The organism is Mesorhizobium jarvisii (genome assembly GCF_003601985.1).
Classification (GTDB): Bacteria; Pseudomonadota; Alphaproteobacteria; order Rhizobiales; family Rhizobiaceae; genus Mesorhizobium; species Mesorhizobium jarvisii.
In genome coordinates, this window is record NZ_QZXA01000016.1 from 12,729 (window position 1) to 30,118 (window position 17,390).

At 63.3% G+C, this 17,390-nt stretch carries 17 protein-coding genes and 1 pseudogene; 4 read left to right on the plus strand and 14 right to left on the minus strand.

Going from position 1 to position 17,390, the window contains the following annotated elements; all coding sequences use genetic code 11:
* Window positions 1-49 precede the first annotated feature (49 nt).
* Complete coding sequence (locus tag D3242_RS29580) at window positions 50-1,183, minus strand: alpha-hydroxy acid oxidase (RefSeq protein ID WP_064981986.1); 1,134 nt, start codon at window positions 1,181-1,183, stop codon at window positions 50-52.
* A gap of 137 nt (window positions 1,184-1,320) precedes the next feature.
* On the opposite strand from D3242_RS29580, the gene D3242_RS29585 reads away from it, so the two are divergent.
* Window positions 1,321-1,959: a TetR/AcrR family transcriptional regulator gene (locus D3242_RS29585; protein WP_080643780.1), complete on the plus strand. Its 639-nt coding sequence runs from the start codon at window positions 1,321-1,323 to the stop codon at window positions 1,957-1,959.
* Between the two features lie 42 nt (window positions 1,960-2,001).
* Here D3242_RS29585 and D3242_RS29590 read toward each other — a convergent pair whose 3' ends face one another.
* The 3 genes from D3242_RS29590 to D3242_RS29600 all read right to left on the minus strand — a co-directional run bounded on the left by D3242_RS29590 (window position 2,002) and on the right by D3242_RS29600 (window position 4,077).
* Window positions 2,002-2,829 (minus strand): class II aldolase/adducin family protein, encoded by an 828-nt coding sequence (locus D3242_RS29590; RefSeq protein ID WP_196774179.1) that lies wholly within the window; start codon window positions 2,827-2,829, stop codon window positions 2,002-2,004.
* A 251-nt stretch (window positions 2,830-3,080) separates the two neighbouring features.
* A complete protein-coding gene (locus tag D3242_RS29595) occupies window positions 3,081-3,518 on the minus strand; it encodes a VOC family protein (protein ID WP_064981945.1) in 438 nt (145 codons plus the stop codon).
* A 118-nt stretch (window positions 3,519-3,636) separates the two neighbouring features.
* Window positions 3,637-4,077, minus strand: coding sequence for a lipid-binding SYLF domain-containing protein (locus D3242_RS29600; protein ID WP_064981943.1), 441 nt, complete (start codon window positions 4,075-4,077; stop codon window positions 3,637-3,639).
* Window positions 4,078-4,328: 251 nt separating this feature from the next.
* On the opposite strand from D3242_RS29600, the gene D3242_RS29605 reads away from it, so the two are divergent.
* Both D3242_RS29605 and D3242_RS33720 read left to right on the plus strand, forming a co-directional pair.
* Window positions 4,329-4,679 carry a hypothetical protein gene (locus D3242_RS29605; protein ID WP_064981942.1) on the plus strand — a complete coding sequence of 117 codons (351 nt, stop codon included), beginning with the start codon at window positions 4,329-4,331 and terminating at the stop codon, window positions 4,677-4,679.
* A 110-nt stretch (window positions 4,680-4,789) separates the two neighbouring features.
* Window positions 4,790-4,960, plus strand: a complete 171-nt coding sequence (locus tag D3242_RS33720) for a hypothetical protein (protein ID WP_019859486.1) — start codon at window positions 4,790-4,792, stop codon at window positions 4,958-4,960.
* A gap of 94 nt (window positions 4,961-5,054) precedes the next feature.
* Here D3242_RS33720 and D3242_RS29610 read toward each other — a convergent pair whose 3' ends face one another.
* The 4 genes and pseudogenes from D3242_RS29610 to D3242_RS29625 form a co-directional block, all read right to left on the minus strand.
* Window positions 5,055-5,696 (minus strand): glutathione S-transferase family protein, encoded by a 642-nt coding sequence (locus D3242_RS29610; protein ID WP_064981940.1) that lies wholly within the window; start codon window positions 5,694-5,696, stop codon window positions 5,055-5,057.
* A gap of 88 nt (window positions 5,697-5,784) precedes the next feature.
* Window positions 5,785-6,495 carry a hypothetical protein gene (locus D3242_RS29615; protein ID WP_081295944.1) on the minus strand — a complete coding sequence of 237 codons (711 nt, stop codon included), beginning with the start codon at window positions 6,493-6,495 and terminating at the stop codon, window positions 5,785-5,787.
* A 68-nt stretch (window positions 6,496-6,563) separates the two neighbouring features.
* Window positions 6,564-6,763: pseudogene (locus D3242_RS34180) on the minus strand (aromatic-ring hydroxylase C-terminal domain-containing protein); the annotation flags it as partial.
* A complete protein-coding gene (locus D3242_RS29625) occupies window positions 6,759-9,362 on the minus strand; it encodes a bifunctional diguanylate cyclase/phosphodiesterase (protein WP_171880371.1) in 2,604 nt (867 codons plus the stop codon). The gene D3242_RS29625 and the pseudogene D3242_RS34180, both read right to left, overlap by 5 nt.
* Window positions 9,363-9,523: 161 nt before the next feature.
* Between D3242_RS29625 and D3242_RS29630 the strand changes: the two genes are divergently transcribed.
* Window positions 9,524-10,504: a GlxA family transcriptional regulator gene (locus tag D3242_RS29630; protein WP_064981938.1), complete on the plus strand. Its 981-nt coding sequence runs from the start codon at window positions 9,524-9,526 to the stop codon at window positions 10,502-10,504.
* Window positions 10,505-10,685: 181 nt separating this feature from the next.
* On the opposite strand, the gene D3242_RS33400 is transcribed toward D3242_RS29630, so the two are convergent.
* The 6 genes from D3242_RS33400 to htpG form a co-directional block, all read right to left on the minus strand.
* Window positions 10,686-11,114, minus strand: coding sequence for a hypothetical protein (locus D3242_RS33400; protein WP_147377507.1), 429 nt, complete (start codon window positions 11,112-11,114; stop codon window positions 10,686-10,688).
* Between the two features lie 45 nt (window positions 11,115-11,159).
* On the minus strand, window positions 11,160-12,341 hold the full coding sequence (locus tag D3242_RS29640; protein WP_196774178.1) for an ABC transporter ATP-binding protein: 1,182 nt from the start codon (window positions 12,339-12,341) through the stop codon (window positions 11,160-11,162).
* A complete protein-coding gene (locus tag D3242_RS29645) occupies window positions 12,334-13,476 on the minus strand; it encodes an ABC transporter substrate-binding protein (protein WP_010910608.1) in 1,143 nt (380 codons plus the stop codon). Before D3242_RS29645 ends, D3242_RS29640 begins: the two co-directional genes overlap by 8 nt.
* A complete protein-coding gene (locus tag D3242_RS29650; protein ID WP_064981935.1) occupies window positions 13,473-14,312 on the minus strand; it encodes an ABC transporter permease in 840 nt (279 codons plus the stop codon). Before D3242_RS29650 ends, D3242_RS29645 begins: the two co-directional genes overlap by 4 nt.
* Window positions 14,309-15,187, minus strand: a complete 879-nt coding sequence (locus D3242_RS29655) for an ABC transporter permease (RefSeq protein ID WP_064981933.1) — start codon at window positions 15,185-15,187, stop codon at window positions 14,309-14,311. Before D3242_RS29655 ends, D3242_RS29650 begins: the two co-directional genes overlap by 4 nt.
* 180 nt (window positions 15,188-15,367) lie before the next feature.
* Entirely contained in the window at window positions 15,368-17,254 is a 1,887-nt protein-coding gene (htpG, locus tag D3242_RS29660; RefSeq protein ID WP_064981932.1) for a molecular chaperone HtpG, read from the minus strand.
* Between the last annotated feature and the right edge of the window lie 136 nt (window positions 17,255-17,390).

Below are 17,390 nucleotides of genomic sequence, written 5' to 3' on the forward strand. Positions count from 1 at the left end.
ATCGCCTGTCAGAAGCGCCGCGAATGCCAAGGCGCCCGGACCGACCTGACTAGTTCAGCACCCGCTCGTCGACTTCGTCGATGCTTGTCGTGCCTGTCAGCGCCATGGTGACGGACAATTCCTTGCGAAGGATGTCGATGGCGGTCGCCACGCCGGCCTCTCCGCCGGCACCGAGGCCGTAAATATAGGCTCGACCGACCAGGCAGCCTCTGGCGCCAAGAGCGAGCGCGCGCATGACATCCTGGCCTGACCGCACGCCGCCATCGAACAGCACCTCGGTTTGTGATCCCACCGCTTCAACAATCTTCGGCAGCCTGGAGATCGTCGATGGCGCGCCATCCAGCTGCCGGCCGCCATGATTGGAAACGACGATGGCGGTTGCACCGGCCTTGCTGGCGATGCGCGCATCCTCCACGTCGAGAATACCCTTGATGATCAGCTTGCCCGGCCAGATGCTCCTGACCCACTCGATGTCATTCCAGTTCAGCGCGGGATCGAACTGATGCGACACCCAGTCCGCGACTTCCCTGACGCCTTGCTGGCCTTTTACATGGCCGGCGAGATTACCGAACGTCCAGCGTTTGGCAGCCAGCATTCGCCGGGTCCAGCCGGGCTTGGTCGCCATGTCGAGTAGATTTCGCAGTTTCAGCGCCGGCGGAACCGAAAGCCCATTTTTGACGTCGACGTGCCGCTGTCCCAGCACCTGCAGGTCGACGGTGAGCACCAGCGCGCTGCAACGGGCAGCGAGCGCCCGCTCGACGAGCGAGCGCACGAAGCCACGGTCTTTCATCACATAGAGCTGGAACCAGAACGGCTTCTCGACCGCCTCGGCAACGTCCTCGATCGAGCAGATCGCCATCGTTGCAAGCGTATAGGGGACGCCGGCCGCCTGCGCGGCGCGACACGCATGGATCTCGCCGTTGGCCCATTGCATCCCGCCAAGGCCGATCGGCGCCAGCGCTATTGGCAATGAAACCTTCTCGCCAAGGATCGTTGTTGCGGTATCCCGTTGCGAAACGTCGACCAGCACGCGCTGGCGAAAAGTGAGGCGCTCCAGGTCGGCTCTGTTGGCGCGCAAGGTTTGTTCCGAGTAGGCGCCTGCCTCGACGTAGTCGAAAAAGGCCCGGGGAACGCGGCGGCGGGCAGCCTGCCGCAGATCCTCGATGCAGGTCATGGTCTTCAGCGGCAAGGCGGCCGGTCGCGCCTTGGACCGGTCGCGAAGCGCTGCAGCTTCACTGATTTGTCCTAGATCAGGGACTGCCGTGATCAGCCTGTCCATCGTCGCCTCCCATTGAATATTAGGTATATCTGATGCATTGAATGCCGGGTGCACGCGGATGTAAACTCACTAGCGAGTATACATTCATCGGCTTCAGCCCCGTGCCCAGATCGTCCGACCAAACCCGACCAGACATATTGCAGGCGGCTTACAAGCTCTTTCGCCGCCGGGGATTCTTTCGCGTCGGCATGGACGAGATCGCGCGCACCGCTGGCGTCACCAAGCGCACGCTCTACTATCATTTCGACAGCAAGGACGCGTTGCTGACCGCGGTGCTTGCATCACAGCACGAGCGGGCGTTCGGCGCGTTCCAGACCTATGGCATCGACCTGTCGGGCGGTCCGGAGCAACTGATCGACAAGCTGTTCGGCGGACTGGCGAGGTGGTCGGCCAAACCGCGCTGGGCGGGATCGGGATTTACCCGGCTGGCAATCGAACTTGCCGATCTCTCGGGGCATCCCGCACGCTCGATGGCACACCAGCACAAGGCCTTGATGGAACAGCAACTGGCAACCCTTCTCGCCAAAGCGAACGTGGCAGCGCCGCGCGAGCGGGCGCGTGAGCTGGTCCTGCTGGTAGAGGGTGCGATGGTCATGCTGCTGATCCATGGCGACCGAGACTATTGCACCGCCGCGGTCGAGGCAGCCAAACGGCTGGTCGTGGATAGACCGGCTGTTTGAAGCGGATGTTCGGTCTTCGTCGGCCAAGTGCCGCCTTCTGCTCTAGCCAAGCAGTTCAGGCTGCTGCCTGAGGATGCGGTCGTGCAGCGGTTGGCATTGAAACCAGCCGGCATGGGGCGTGCCGTTCACCGCCCGGGCGGCTTTGGCGTTTTCCGGGTCGACCTGCAGGGGTATCCCCACACTTTCGGCGAGGAATTGTGCCTGGCAACACCGTTCCATCGAGATGAACCACCAGACGGCCTCGTCGACGGTCTGGCCAACCGCCAGCAAGCCATGGTTGCGCAGGATTGCCGCCTTGTGTCCGCCGAGGCACTCGGCAATCCGCGCCGCCTCGCTCGCCTCGGTGACCAGCACCCGCGTGTCGTCGAAGAAGACGTGATCCTCATAGAAGGCGCAGGCGTCCTGCGTAATGGGATCGAGCAACCGGCCGACCGCCGACCAGGCCTTGCCATAGATGGAATGGGCGTGCGCTGCCGCCACCACATCCGGCCGTGCCGCGTGGATCTGGTGATGAATGGCGAATGCGGCGACATTGACCGGCATCGTGCCCTCGACCACGGCGCCGGCGCCGTCGACCCGAATAAGATCCGAGACGGTAATGTGCGCAAAATGCATGCCGAACGGATTGACCCAGAATGTATCGGTAAATTCCGGGTCGCGGGCCGTGATATGCCCGGCAACGCCTTCACTGAAGCCCAATGCTGCGAATATACGGAAGCCGGCGGCAAGCCTTTCCTTTCGGTGCTGCCGCTCCTGTTCGAGGTTCTCGAAGCTGGGTGGCCCGCGCAGCTTGAAAAGCGGCCCATAGGCTGCCCGCTTGCTTGCGGCCAGATCGCTTTCGGTGTCTGGAATTGATGTGACGATGTCCATGACGCTCTCCCTGGGGCTGCACCGTCGGCATGACGGCTGGCCTCAGATTGGCGAAGCTTGGGATCGGCGTATCAAGGTCTCCGTAAATTGTTCCGAATTCTTCCGAATAGGCGCAAACTATTCGTTGTCGTGCAATGATCGGCCCAACCTGTTGGTGCTGGGCGAGCGGACCAACCACTTCGACATCGCCAGGACGTTTTGTGACCGCCCGCCGGCATTGGTCGCTCTTGGCCATTGTCGTCTTGGTGCGCTCAGCCGAGTTCCTGGGCGAGGCCGATGAGAAGGTCTCCGGGTCCGCGAATGTAGCAGAGCCGGTACACGTCCTTGTACTGAACGACCTCGCCTGCGAGCCGCGCACCGTGCTTGCGAAGCCTTTCAAGCGTATCGTCGATGTCGTCCACGGTGAACATGACGCGCAGGTAGCCCAGAGCGTTGACCGGGGCGTTGCGGTGATCCGCGACGACGGGCGGCGTGAGGAAACGGGACAGTTCGAGCCGGCTGTGGCCGTCCGGCGTGCGCATCATGGCAATCTCGACGTGCTGATCGCCCAGTCCGGTGACGCGTCCGGCCCATTCGCCTTCGATCGTGGCCCGCCCTTCGAGCTCGAGGCCGAGCTCGCGAAAGAAATCGATCGTCTCTTCGAGGTCATCGACGACGATTCCGACATTGTCCATCCGTTTGAGCGCCATGTGTCCAACCTCGTGTCTGGATCAAAAGCGTGTCCGTCTCAGGGAAAAGGCGGCTGTCGGGCCGACGCCGCCTTCTGGATTTTCCGTCCGACCTCTTAGCGTCGAAGGAATGGGTCCCTTACCTCAACGAGATAGCCAAGCCGCTGAGATCGGCGTTGACCTGCAGCCCGACCTGCTTGCCGGAGAGTTCGAGCTGGGCACCCCTGTCATTGGTCATGACGATCACCTGGGCGCCTTTGCCGAGCGTGCCGCCGCCGCCCGCCGCACCGTAGACCCCCGTCACATCGCGGACGCGCCTGATGTGCCGCACGGTGCCGCGGAAATAGGTCTTTGAAACGCCAAAGGCCAGGCCGCCCGAGACGCCGCCGATCGAGATGGGATAGGTTTTGCCGTGGAAGGTGAACGTGCCTTCGCCGCCGGAGCCGCCGACGAAGAAGGCCGCCTTGTAGACGGCAAAGCGGATCGTGCCGCTATCGGCATGCGCGGAGCTGGCAAAGCCGATGCCCGCGGTGGCGATGGCGGCAACCGCGATTCTACGAAATCCGGACGAAATTTTCATGATGAAAGCTCCTCAAAGTCGCCGCTTGCCCAACCGGCCGGGCGCGCCAGCGCTGTGTTAAAGTTACAACGGAACAGTCTCGCCCGTCATTTGGTTCCAGGCACGCGGCCTGAATCTGGCCGCGGGAAGATCGACATGAAGCGAGGCCTATGGCAAGCGCTGCGGCGAGACATCGCGTACACGTGATTGGCGCGGACGCGACGCCTGCGAGTTCTGCGGAAAGCGAGAAAGGCTTCGGGATGAGAATTGCGATGCGAATTGCAGTGTCCGTCGCAATGGCCGCGACGGTGGCCGGATGTGCGACCTCTCCGGTCGACTATGGCGCGTCGCTTTCGCCGCAGGATCCGAAATGGGCCTCGCCGGATTGCCAGCAGGCGCGGGCGGCGGCGGCGGCCTACGAGGTTCGCGAAAAACAGCACCCGGGCTGGGAATTCGCGGCCCTTGGCCCGTACGGCTTAGGCATCATCGCGGCCACAAAGGAGGCCGAGCAGAAGCAACGGAAGCTTCACGCCCGCGACGTGCACCTGCAATGCTCGAGCCTGCCCTTGCCGAAGGAATTGCAGGGCGATCTAGGCCCGGGCGCAAAGGCGAAATATCCGTAGCCGTCGTGAGTCCTCGAAGCGCTGGACTCGAGCTTTATGTCACCAGCCTTTGGAACGTAAATTCATTCGCCAAGTTCTTAGCGTCAGGACAAGCGAAGGGACATCGACACATGCTGACCGCCGTTCGAGCCATGATTGGCCAAGCCCGCTTCACCACCGCGAAGAGCGAACCCGAAGCGCAGAGCACCCGGCACACGCCGATCTCGAAGGAACTCGAGACCCTGGCCGCGATCCGCTTGACTGACATGGCGGGCCTGGGAGCCTGGTCTCCGGACCGCTGATTGGTTTCGACACGGGTCGGACCGCATCGCGACGGTTTGCTGTGGTCGAACGCTCGGTGATATTCCGACTTCCAGCCTGCTGCCGGCTGAGGCTTTATGATGCGGCGTTGATCGCAAGTTGCGCAGCGAAGGCCCTGGCATAAGCGGGCCGGGCTTCCCCGCGCGCCACATAGGCATCCAGGTTTTGATATTCGTCCAGAATGCCTGACATGCGTAGCCGAAGCAGCACCGACACCATCAGCAGATCGCCAGCGCTGAACGCACCATCGAGCCACTCGGCGGCGCCCAGATAGACCGAGAGCTGGTCCAGCCGCGCGCGAACACGGTCCTTGACCAGCGGCAGGCGCTCCTCGCTCCAGGACCTGTCGGCTTCGAATATTCTTGCTGTCACCAATTCGAGGATGGGCGGCTCGACGGTGTTGAGGGCGGCAAACATCCAGGTGATCGCACGGGCGCGGGCATCGCGATCCCTGGGCAGCAGGCCCGCATGCCGTTCGGCAAGATGAAAGACGATCGAGCCGGTCTCGAACAGACGCAGAGATCCTTCCTCATAGGTGGGGATCTGGCCGAACGGATGGATGGCCAGATGGCCCGGCGCCTTCATCCCGGCGAAGGAAACGAGACGAACCTCATAGGGCTGCCCCACTTCTTCGAGCGCCCAGCGCACGCGCGTATCGCGCGCCAGTCCCTTGCCGCCATCGGGCGATCGTTCAAAGGCGGTGATGGTGGGGATCATGAGAGGCTCCGAAGGGTTAGTGTCCAGGTCTTGCGCTTGCACACAGAGGACGAACGACCGGGGCTGTTCCCGACAAGCTGCCTCGTTTTTAGCGCAGCAGGCCTTCCGCCTCGAATGTGTCCCAGCCCTCGAGCTTTGGCGGTGGAGCGTCGTCCTTTCCCAAACTCCTGGCGCTGCGAGCCTTGGGCTCCCGGTTTCCCGCGCGCGTCAGTGCGGCCTTGCCGGCGCCGCGCCGCCTGTTCTCGGTGACTTCCCGCGCATCTTCCTCCCGCCAGGCGCTCGCCAAGTCGCGATCGAGAATGTCCTCGATGTGGCGTGGATCGAAGACGTGGAAGGTGACGGCCTTGGACCGCCCGCGCATCTTGACGGTGCGGGTGCCGATGCTCTTCAGGCGGCCGTCCTTCAGCCACTTGTGACGCTCGCGGGCCGAGATGGCGAGAATGTCTTCTGCCTCGCGCGGAAGCACGGGCAGGGCTTCGATCCCCTCCAGTGTCCTGGAGATGGTTGCCGAGGCCGCCGGGAACGCATCCGCGTCGGTTTTCAACATGCGCAAGACGATGCGGCCCGTCTCGGCCTTGGCAAACTTCCTCACCACCCACGGCAGGCGGGCTCGAACTTCACGTTCGATTCCCTTGAGGCGCATGGAGGAGCCAAGCGTTGCCGATGGCGGCAGCGGCCATTCGGCGACCACTGACTCTTTAGGGGTGTCGCGCTCGGATGTGCGATCAGGAGCGGTGGCAATTGCGGCAACGATGCCGCTCACGATCTTTCGCAGGGAACCACGCTTCTTGTCTGTCATGTTTCATGTTCGCTCATCAGCTGCCTTCGTGGAACGGTAGTTCGTACAGCAGACAACCGAAATCAGGCTCAAACAGTTCCTTCAGGATACGCAGCCACCTGTCCGGGTTCGCCGAACCATCGCGACGCGGCCTGAGCGGCGCCCTCCAGATCAGGCTCACCATCAGCGGCCCAGGCGACAAAGCCACCGGGCGCGCGAGCACGGCGCTCAGGCCCAGGCGCTCCGTGGCATCCCCGGCGACATAGGCGATCCGCCTGCTCCATCTAGCCCGCGGCCAGCCATTTGCGCGACTGGGCGAAGGCCTTGAAGGCCTTGGCCTCCATCGGGCGGCCAAAAAGGTAGCCCTGCAGGATGTCGCAGCCTAGTTCCTTGAGGATGCGCGCATGCTCCATCGTCTCGACGCCCTCGGCGACCACTTCGATGCCGAGCGATTTGCCGATCTCAATGATCGACGCCACAAGGTGCCGTTGCGCCACTGAGCCGGTGATGGGTGTGATCAGTTGGCGGTCGATCTTGAGGCGGCGCGGACGCAATTTGAGCAGCGAGACGATCGAGGCGTGGCCAGTGCCGAAATCGTCGATCTCGATGTCTATGCCGAGCTCCTTGATGTGGTCGATATTCCACGTGACCAGGTCGTCGTTTTCATCGAGGAAAATCGACTCCACCAGTTCGAACGACACCGTTCCCGCCTTGATGGCGAGCTTGCGCAGACCCTCGATCAGGTCCCTGTCCTCCAGCCGCCTGGCCGAGACGTTGACCGACACGCGCGGGATGTTGAGATGGCTGCGCGACCAACGCTCGAAATTCTCCAGCGCGTGTTTGAGGACGATGCGGTCGATCAGCGCCACGACATTGAGTTCTTCGGCCACCTTGAGATAGGCGTCCGGGGCCAGGATGCCGCGTCGCGGGTGCTTCCATCGCGACAACGCCTCGACGCCGACGATCTCGAGCGTGCTGGCGTCGAACTGCGGCTGATAGTAGGCGACGAATTCGTTCCGCTCCAACCCGCCCAGGATCTCGTCGGCGATCTGCTTGGTCCGCACGATCTCGCTCTGCAGCTCCTCGTTGAAGAACTCGTAACGGTTGCGGCCACGGCTTTTGGCCCGATAGAGCGCGAGATCGGCGTTGACCAGCAACTGTTTCACGTCGACGCCGTCGTTGGCGGCAATGCCGATGCTTACCCCGAAACGGCACGGATGACCGCGATAATCGACAGGCTGGCGCATCTCCTCGATGATGCGGTGGGCAAGTGCCGACAGTCCGTCATCGTCAAGCCCATGGCTCACCACGACGAACTCGTCGCCGCCGATGCGCGCAACGAAATCGTCACCGCCCGCATTGGCCTGGATGACCTTGGAGGCATGCACCAGCATGGCATCGCCCGCAGCGTGGCCGAGCGTATCGTTGATCTGCTTGAAGCGGTCGAGGTCGAGATGCAGCAGTGCCGTGCGCCGGTCCGGTTCGCCGATCTCGGCCAGAAGTTCATCGAGATAGCGGCGGTTGGGAAGGCCGGTCAGCGAATCGTGCAGCGCCGCATACTCGATATGTGCCTTGGCGAGATTGAGCTCGGCGTTCTTCGATTCCGTCAACTGGCGTTCGCGAATGAGGTTTTCGTTGAGCAGCACGTCGCTGGTCACGTCCCATTCGGCGCCGATCAGCTTGGGCGTTCCGCCGATGTCCTGGAAGTAGGTCGCGCGCGTGCGCACATGGCGGACGGTGCCGTCGGGGCGCAGCAGCCGGTATTGTGAGGAATAGGGGCCTTGTTTGGCCGCGGCGAGATCGAAGTCCTGTCTCGCCCGCGCGAGATCTTCAGGATGGATCGCCTGCGCCCAGTCATCATAGCCGCGCGGCCTGCCGTCGGCTGACTTGCCGTAGATCTCGTTGACGCGGTCATCCCACACCATTTCGTTGGTGGTGAGATCGTGTTCCCAAACGCCGATACCAGAGGCTTCCAGCGCCAGCTCCAGGCGCCCGGACAGGCGCCTCAACTCGGCGTAGTTTTTCTGCCTTTCGCCGAACAGCCGACCGGCCACCATGATCGGCAGCACCACCAGCGCTCCGGCGAGCAACATGAGCGACCGCAAGGCCCACTCGTTTTTCGGAGCCGCCGGCCAGCCGGCCTTGGGTATGGCGGAAATCTGCCAGGAGCCCGACGGCAGCTGCACATCGGCCGATACGGGATTTCCGGCTATGACATTGCCGCCGCCGAAAAAACGTTCGCCGCCACCGCCCAGCGCATCCTTACCGGTGAGCGCGACATCGATGTCGAGATCCGGATCGGTCAACCCACTCGCCGCGTAGAGTCGGTCGACATCGACGACCGCCGAGACGATGCCCCAGAAACGGTCGCCGCCGCCCGCCGTCGGCACGAACACCGGAATGCGGCCGATGAAGCCGCGCCCGCCCTGGGCGAGGTCGACCGGACCGGCAAACACCAGGACCCGCTGGTCGCGCGCCCGCAGCGCCGCCATGCGCTGCGCTTCGTTCTTGCGGTAATCGAGCCCAATGGCCTTCTCGTTGCCTTCCATCGGGTACATCAGCGAGATGACCAGGTCGGGCGCGCCGGCAATGTTGCGCAATTGCGATTTCTGCTGGAACAGATTTCCGGCAAGCGAGGCAAATCTCTGCTGGCCCATATAAGGTTCGGTATTGATGGCCGAGACCAACCCCTGAACAAGCTGAAGATTGCCGTTAATGTTGCCTTCGAGCTTGGCGCGGATGATGTTGACCTTGGCCAGCACATCGGCGCGCGCCAGTTGGTCGGAGACCCTCCTGTTCTGCTGGTCGGCAACGATTGAGCAGACCAGAAGCACGACAAAAGCTATCGCCGCCGGCAAGTTGGCGGAAGAAAAGACGGCCCGTCTCACGCGGCCGAGGCTGAATCCAGTGATGGCCAATTCGACCCGGATACCTTTCCTGAACTGTAGCTCATCGAACGACTGTAGTAGAAAACGCTTAAATTTGCCCTTCCAGGCTGGTGGTAAGTTGCGGCATCGGCTAAGGCGGGCGAACGAGTTGCGGAAGTATAATGGCAAGGCGGTTTGCGTTTCTCCTGGTGCGCGACTTCACGCTGTCGCCGCTGTCGCTGTTCATCGACACGCTGCGGCTGGCGGGCGATGAGGGCGACCGCAGCCGCAGGATCGAGTTCGACTGGGAGATCGTCGGCGAACGCGGCCTGCCGATCCGGGCAAGCTGCGGCGTCGAATTGCTGCCGACAAAGGGGATCGGCAATCCGGAGGATTTCGACAATATCGTCGTGGTCGGCGGTCTGCTCGACACCAACCGCAGCCTGAGTTCCGACAAGGAAGCGTTCCTGTTGCGGGCGGCCGAGAAGGGGGTGCCGCTGACGGCGCTCTGCACCGGAAGCTTCGTGCTGGCGCGCTACGGCCTACTCGACGGCTACGCCGCCGCCGTCAGCTGGTTCCACATCAAGGATTTCCGCAACCAGTTCCCCGATGTCAACGCCCATGCCGACAGCCTGTTTTCCGTCGACCGTGGCCGCTCGACTTGCGCCGGCGGCACGGGGGCGGCCGACCTCGCCGGCTATTTCGTGTCGCAGTTCATCGGCCAGAAGGCGGCGGAAAAGGCCGCCAAGATCCTGGTGCTCGACCGCATCAGGAGCAGCCGGGACGTGCAGCCCGTCGGCGACCTGTTTCCGGCGGCGTCGAGCCGGGCGGTCAAGCGCGCTTTGCTGTTGATGGAGAGCAACCTGCAGGAGACGCTGTCCATCGGCGAGATCGCAACCCGGCTGAATTGCTCACGGCGCCAGCTCGAACGACTTTTCGGCACCGAACTCGGCATCGGTCCGATGGCGGCCTATCTGGCACTCAGGGTGCATCATGCGAAGTCGCTGCTGGAAGGCAGCGACCTGCAGATCGGCGACATCGCCTATCGCTGCGGCTTCACCAATGCCGGCCATTTCAGCCGCGTCTTCCGCCAGCAGACAGGCATTTCGCCGACCCATCTCAGGCATCCCAACCGCCTGGCGAGCGTCGCGGCGGGGCAATGAGGCCGGCCGCGTAGCGCCACCTCAGCTGCGCCTGAACCACTCTCGCTTTCGCGCATGCCAAGGCAAGCCGCTTCAAAGGCGAGCTGGGGTGCACCAAGACAAAGGCCAGGCCTTTCGAGACCGAGACGACTTGGCTTACAAAGCCCAGGATCGGAAGCGGAACCGCAGGTTTAGTCTAGGCTTACACAAACACGATCGGGTTACGCTCCTGCCGCGCCGCGCCGATCAGTGCGCGCAATGCACCGACAAATCCCCTGAGGTGTTCGTCGGGACTGATTTCAAGGAGATCCAGTTCCTCCTCGATCTCGCCGAATCCCGTTTCCTCAATTACGTCTCCGGCATGGCTGCCAGAGTAGAGAACAAGCCGCTCAAGCGCCGATGCCTTGCCGAGATGTCGAGCAATCCTGCCCCGAAGGACGCCGATATGAGAGATGTTGCCGAGGAGTCGCTCACACGCTTTGGCGGCATCCCAGGAGACGCGCGCGCTATCTGGATAAACGACCTCGCATTCTCCCGAGATCGGCTCACGCTCAAAGCGATATCCGGGAAACTCCTGTTCCAGGGCCAACATAGCTTTGTAAACGACCGCTGAAAGGCTCATCTCAATCAATTTGCAAGTCAGAAGTGTTCAAGGCCTTCCTGCCAACTATCCGCATCACGAAATGCGCTGACCGTCCTCGTCGAGCAGAACGCAGCCTTCGGGATCGAAGCCGAGGTCGATCGCCTCGCCTTCGCTAAGGACGCGGCCGGTGATCGGCGCGTTGGCGCGGATGCTGGTCTTGCCGCCGATGTCGATCTCGTAGATGGCGCTGCCGCCCAGATACGAGGCCGAGACGACACGGCCGGACAGCCTGTTGGCGCTTGCCGCCGCGCCGACCGACAGTTTCTGCGGCCGCAGCACGACAGTGACCTTGCTGCCCTGCGCAAGCGGCCTTGGACAGGCCACCTCGACCGTCTGGCCGGTGGCAAGCACCACCGCCATTGCCTGGCCGGACCGGCTCACGGTCCCGGCCAGCATGTTGGCCTTGCCGAGGAAGTCGGCGACGAAGGCCGTGGCGGGCGTTTCATAGACCTCCTGCGGGGTTCCGATCTGCTCCACCGCGCCGGCGTTCATCACCACGATGCGATCCGACATGGAGAGCGCTTCCTCCTGGTCGTGGGTGACGAAGATGGCGGTGATGCCGGTTTCCTTCTGGATCTTCTTGATCTCGACGCGCATCTCCTCGCGCATGTTCGCGTCCAGCGCCGACAGCGGCTCGTCGAGCAGCAGCACCTGCGGCTCGAAGACGATGGCGCGGGCGAGCGCGATGCGCTGCTGCTGCCCGCCCGACAGCTGCGACGGCAGCTTCTTCTCGCTGCCCGGCAGCCGCACCATTTCGAGCGCCTGGCCGACCTTGCGGGCGATCTCCGGCTTCGGCACGTTGCGGTACTTCAGGCCGAAGGCGACATTGTCGAAGACGTTCTTGTGCGGGAACAGCGCATAGCTCTGGAAGACCAGACCGATATTGCGTTTATAGATCGGCACGTCGTCGACCCGGCGCCCGTCGATCATGATCTGGCCGCCCGAAATGTCGACCAGGCCGGCGATGGAGCGCAGGATCGTGGTCTTGCCGCAGCCCGAAGGCCCGAGCAAGGTGACGAAGCTGCCCTTGGCGATCGACAGCGAGAAATCGCGCACGGCCACGAACTTGCCATAGGCAATGTCGATGTCGCGGAACTCGACCGCCGCCTGGCCGGCCCTGGCGCTGCCGCCCGGAGCGGGTGCGCCCGCGCCGGGCCTTGCCACCCCGGCCGCTTCCGGCCGGGGCACTTCTGAAAGGTCGTTTCTGTCAGGCACCTTTCGAGATCCTGTTCCACTGCTTGGTCCAGGCGTCCTCGTTAGTCGCCCAGTAGACCGGGTCGGCGAAGGTCAGCGACTTCATCGTGCCGGTCTTGTCGAAGGCCGGCAGCTTCTCGATCTTCTCGGTGAGCTTGACCTTCGTCGGATCGAGCGACGGCGGATAGCTCTGGCCTTCGGCCACCGCGATGGCGGTCGCCGGGTCGAGCATGAAGTTGATCAACTCCTCGCACTCGGCCATTGGCGAGCCTTTCAGGATCAGCATGTCCTCCATCCAGGCATAGGAACCGGCCGGGTCGAGATAGCCGATCGGATGCCCCTGATCCTGCAAGGCTGCAACGCGGCCGGACCAGGCGTCGGTCACCACGATCTCACCCTTGGAAAGCAGGTCCATCAGCTCCGCGCCGGAACTCCAGAATTTCTTGGCGAGGTCGCGCGTCTCGCGCACCTTGGCCCAGATCGCATCCATGTCCTTGAGGTTGTTGGGATCCTGTCCGGTGGCGAGCGCGGCGTACCAGACGCGCGTGGTCATGTCGGAATAGCCGCCGACCTTGCCGGCATATTTCTTGTCGAGCAAAAGGGCGGCGCCCTTTTCCTTGGCTTCCTCGGGCGAGATCACCTTGGTGTTGTAGGCGATGCCGGTCGTGCCGTAGTCGTAAGGCACGGCCGAGAGTTTCGGCGTCAGCTTGCGGAACGGATCGATCATCGGCTGCAACACATTGGCCATGTTGGGAATGTTGGCCTCGTTGATCTCCGAGGTCAGGCCGCCGTTCACATATTTGATGTAGTAGTTGACGCCGGAGGAATGGATGACCTGGTAGTCGCCGGGCTTGGCGGTCTTGATCTTGGTGATGATCTCGTCCTCGTCGCCGAACGTGCCCTGGACCACCTTGATCTTGGTCTTGGCCGTGTAGGGCTTGAAGGCATATTTGTCGATCGCGTCCTGCACCGTGCCGCCCCAGCCGTCGAAGCGAACCTCCTCGACCGCGGCGAGCGCCTGCCGCATCCAGGGCATGTCGAGACCGACCGCGGCCGCTGCGGCGGCGGTCAGCGTCAGGAAAGTGCGGCGGCTGAGATCGCCGTTTTGATACCTATCGTGCAGCCGTTCAAGCCGCTTGCCGTTGGACAATTTCATCGTGCTTCCTCCTTTGGTTCGTCGCGTCGTTTCAATCTGGTCAGGCTTTGCAGGATCAGGCCGCCGAGCAGCGGGATGCCGACGGTCACCAGGATCATCACGGTGCCGAGCGCATTGATTTCCGGGCTGATCGAGATCTTGAGCATCGACAGGATCTGGGTGGGCATGGTCTCGACGCCCGCCGGCCGCCAGAACAGGCTGGCCGAGGTGTTGTCGAACGAGATGGTGAAGGCGAGCAGCGCGCCGCCGACGACGGCAGGGATAAGCAGCGGCAGCGTGATCTCGCGGAAGGACGAGAAGCGCGAGGCGCCGAGCGAGAGCGCCGCCTCCTCATAGACGCGGCGGATGCCGACCATGCGCGCTTGGGTGATCAGCACCACATAGGGCACGGCGAGCAGGATGTGGCCGAGCACCAGCAGAAGCATGGTCCGCGGCTGGTCGACCGCCTTGATCAGCACCAGAAGGCCGACGCCGAGGATGGTCTCCGGCACCAGCGCCGGCAGGATCACCAGCGTGCTCAGCGCCTGCTTGCCGCGGAATTCGAAGCGCACCAGCGCAAACGAGGTGACGACGCCGATGGCCGTGGTGACGGCTGATGTGACCAGCGCGATCCACAGCGAGGTGCGGAAGGCGGCCAGCACCGGCTCGTTGGCCATCAGCTTGCCGTACCATTGCAGGCTGAAGCCGGTCATCGGGAAGCCGCCGAACATCGAGGCGTTGAACGACAGGATCACCGTCGCCACGATCGGCGCGAACATGAAGATGTAGACGCAGACCGTGACGAGGCCGGTCAACCGCCAGGCCCATCTGCCTTCCTCTTTGCGCCGCGCCTTCATCCGCCCAACCCTTTGACGATTTGCGACATGCCCATGAAGCGCGTGTAGATGGCGGCGAAGAAGCCGAGCACGAGGAACAGCACGATCGAAAGCGTGGCGCCCATCGGCCAGTTCAGCTCGCTCATGATGGTGTCGTAGATCAGATTGCCGAACAGTGCGTCGCGGCCGGAGCCGAGCAGCTGTGGCGTGACATAGCTGCCGGCGGCGAGCACGAAGCAGAGCAGCAGGCCCGCCGCGAGGCCCGGCAGCGAAAGCGGAAGCGTGACCTCGCGGAACGCCTGCGCGCTGGTGCAGCCCATCGAGCGGGCCGCCGAAATCAGGGTGCGGTCGATACCCTCGAGGCTGACATAGACGTTGAGGATCATGTAGGGCAGCAGGAAGTGCAGCATGCCGAGGATGACCGCGCCCTCATTGTAGAGCATCGGCAGCGGCTCGCTGATGATGCCCAGCTTCAGCAGCGCGACATTGATGACGCCCTGTTCGCCCAGGATGTTGATCCAGGAAAAGGTGCGGATGGTGAAGCTGATCCAGAACGGCACGATGAGCAAAAGCAGCAACAGCCACTTGTGCTTGAAGGTCGTCGCCCAGATGAAATAGGCCGGGAAATAACCCAGCACCCCGCAGAGCAGCGCCGTGATGGCGCCGACCCGCAGCGTCTTCAAGAGGAAGCCCGCATAATAGCTGTCGGTCAGGAATTCGTGCCAGTTCGCCGTCGTCAGTGCGCTGGTTTCCACGCCGGCGGTGACGAAAGTGAAGAAGGTGTAGGCCGCCATCACTGCGATCGGCAGCACCAGGAAGAAGATCAGCAGCAGCAGCACCGGCGCGACCAGAAGCCATGCCAGCCGTGGATCATACAATGTCCATCGTCGTTTCATGAGCACCCGGTGCGCTTTCTTTGAAGCGCCTGTCTTGTTCCCGGGCCAAGATTGGGTGATTGATGGCCCGATGTCTACACCAGGCGATTGAGCCAGCGGACATCGGGCGCGTCGCCGGCTGCGATCGCCGCCGGAAACACTGTCGGCGGACGGCATCGCAGCGGCTTCGGTAGGCGAAGCTCAGCCCTTCGCGATGCCGCGTGCGATCAGCCGTGCCAGGCGCTCGGAGAATGCCCTGGCGTCGGCCGGCTTGTCGCCGTCGAGCACGCGCGCCTCGTCGTAGAGAAGATGGGCCGCGTCGTCCTTGAAGGCCTGGTCCTCGTCGCCGAGGCCGGCCAGCGCCAGCACGCGCTCATGGCGTGGATTGATCTCCAGGATGGGCTTGGCCGCCTTGTCGAGGCGGCCGGCGGCGTTCATCAGCCGCTCGAACTGCCGGTCGGGACCATGCTCCGGAGCGACCAGGCAGACGGCGCTCTCGGTCAGGCGGTCGGAGGCCTTCACATCCGAGACGGCATCGCCAAGCGCCGATTTGACGAAGGCCAGGAAGCCGTCGACCTCGGGCGCTGCCGTCACATCCGGCTTCTTGGCGTCGTCGAGCAGCGGGATGTCGGACAGGTCGGCGACGCCTTGCGTCACCGACTTGAACGGCTTGCCGTCGAAGTCCGGCGCCATCGTCACCCAGAAACTGTCGACGGGGTCGGTCAAGAGCAGCACCTCGATGCCGCGCGCCTTGAACCCTTCGAGCTGCGGCGAGGCTTCGAGCCGGGCGCGGTCGTCGCCGGCCATGAAGAAGATCGCTTTCTGGCCTTCCTTCATCGCCGCGACATAGTCGGCAAGGCCGCGCCAGCCTTCGCCCGAGGCGGTCGAATGGAAGCGGGCGAGCTTCAGCAATTGCTCGCGCCGCTCGTAATCCTCGTAGAGCCCTTCCTTCAGGACGACGCCGAAATTCTCCCAAATCTTGGCATAGGCTTCGGCCTCGTTCTCGGCCAGCTTGGCGAGGTCGCCGAGCACGCGGTTGGTCAGGCCCTTGCGGATGGAGGCCAGCAGCGGGCTTTCCTGGATCATCTCGCGCGAGACGTTGAGCGGCAGGTCGGCGGAATCGACCAGCCCACGCACGAAGCGCAGATAGCGCGGCAGAAGGTCGGCATCGTCGGTGATGAAGACGCGGCGCACATAGAGCTTCATGCGGCCCTTGCGGTCCTGGTCGAACAGATCGAACGGCCGCGAGCCGGGCACGAAAGCGAGCACGGAGTATTCCTGCCGCCCCTCGGCGCGAAAATGGATGGTGGCGGCCGGCTCGTCATACTGGCCGGCGACGCTGCGGTAGAAATCGGTGTATTCCTCTGGCTTGATCTCGCTCTTCGGCCGCACCCAGAGAGCCGTGCCATCGGCGATGTCGCGCGCCTCGGCGCCTGGCTTTTCGACGAGCGTGATCGGCACCGGCACATGGCCCGATTGCGACTTGGCCAGCTGCTCCAGCCGGTAGGACCCGGTGTAGGATACGGCGTCGTCCATCAGATGCAGCACGACGCGGGTGCCTCGCTTCGGTGCGGCTTCAAGAGGGGCCGGCGCGATCTCATACGAACCCTTGCCGTCGGATGACCAGCGCCAGGCTTCCTCGCTTCCGGCGAGGCGGCTGATGACATCGACGCGATCGGCCACCATGAAGGCGGAATAGAAGCCGACGCCGAACTGGCCGATGAGTTGCGTGTCCTCCGTGCCTGAGCCGACGCGCTCGATGAAGGCGCGCGTGCCCGAGCGGGCGATCGTGCCCAGCGCCTCGGCCATGTCGTCGCGGCTCATGCCGATGCCATTGTCCTCGACGGTGATCTCTTTGTTGTCCGGATCGGCCGAAATTGAAATGCGCGGCTTGGGATCGTCGCCCAGCAATTCGGGGTGGCTGACGGCCTCGAAACGCAGCTTCTCGCAAGCGTCGGCGGCGTTGGAGATCAGCTCGCGCAGGAACACGTCCTTATCGGAATAGACCGAATGCACCATCATGTGCAGCAGCCGCGAAACATCCGCCTCGAATGCCCTGGTTTCCGTCGCTTTCGTGTCCGTCGTCATCTAGATTTTCCCATGCTGTTCATCCGCACGCCGCGCCGGGCGCGTTCGGGACTTTCCTTTCAACCATTTTTTGCGGTGCTGGCAACTGCGTTCAGTGTGCCAGCGCGCCGACGATATGGTGGTGGGATGCGAAGGC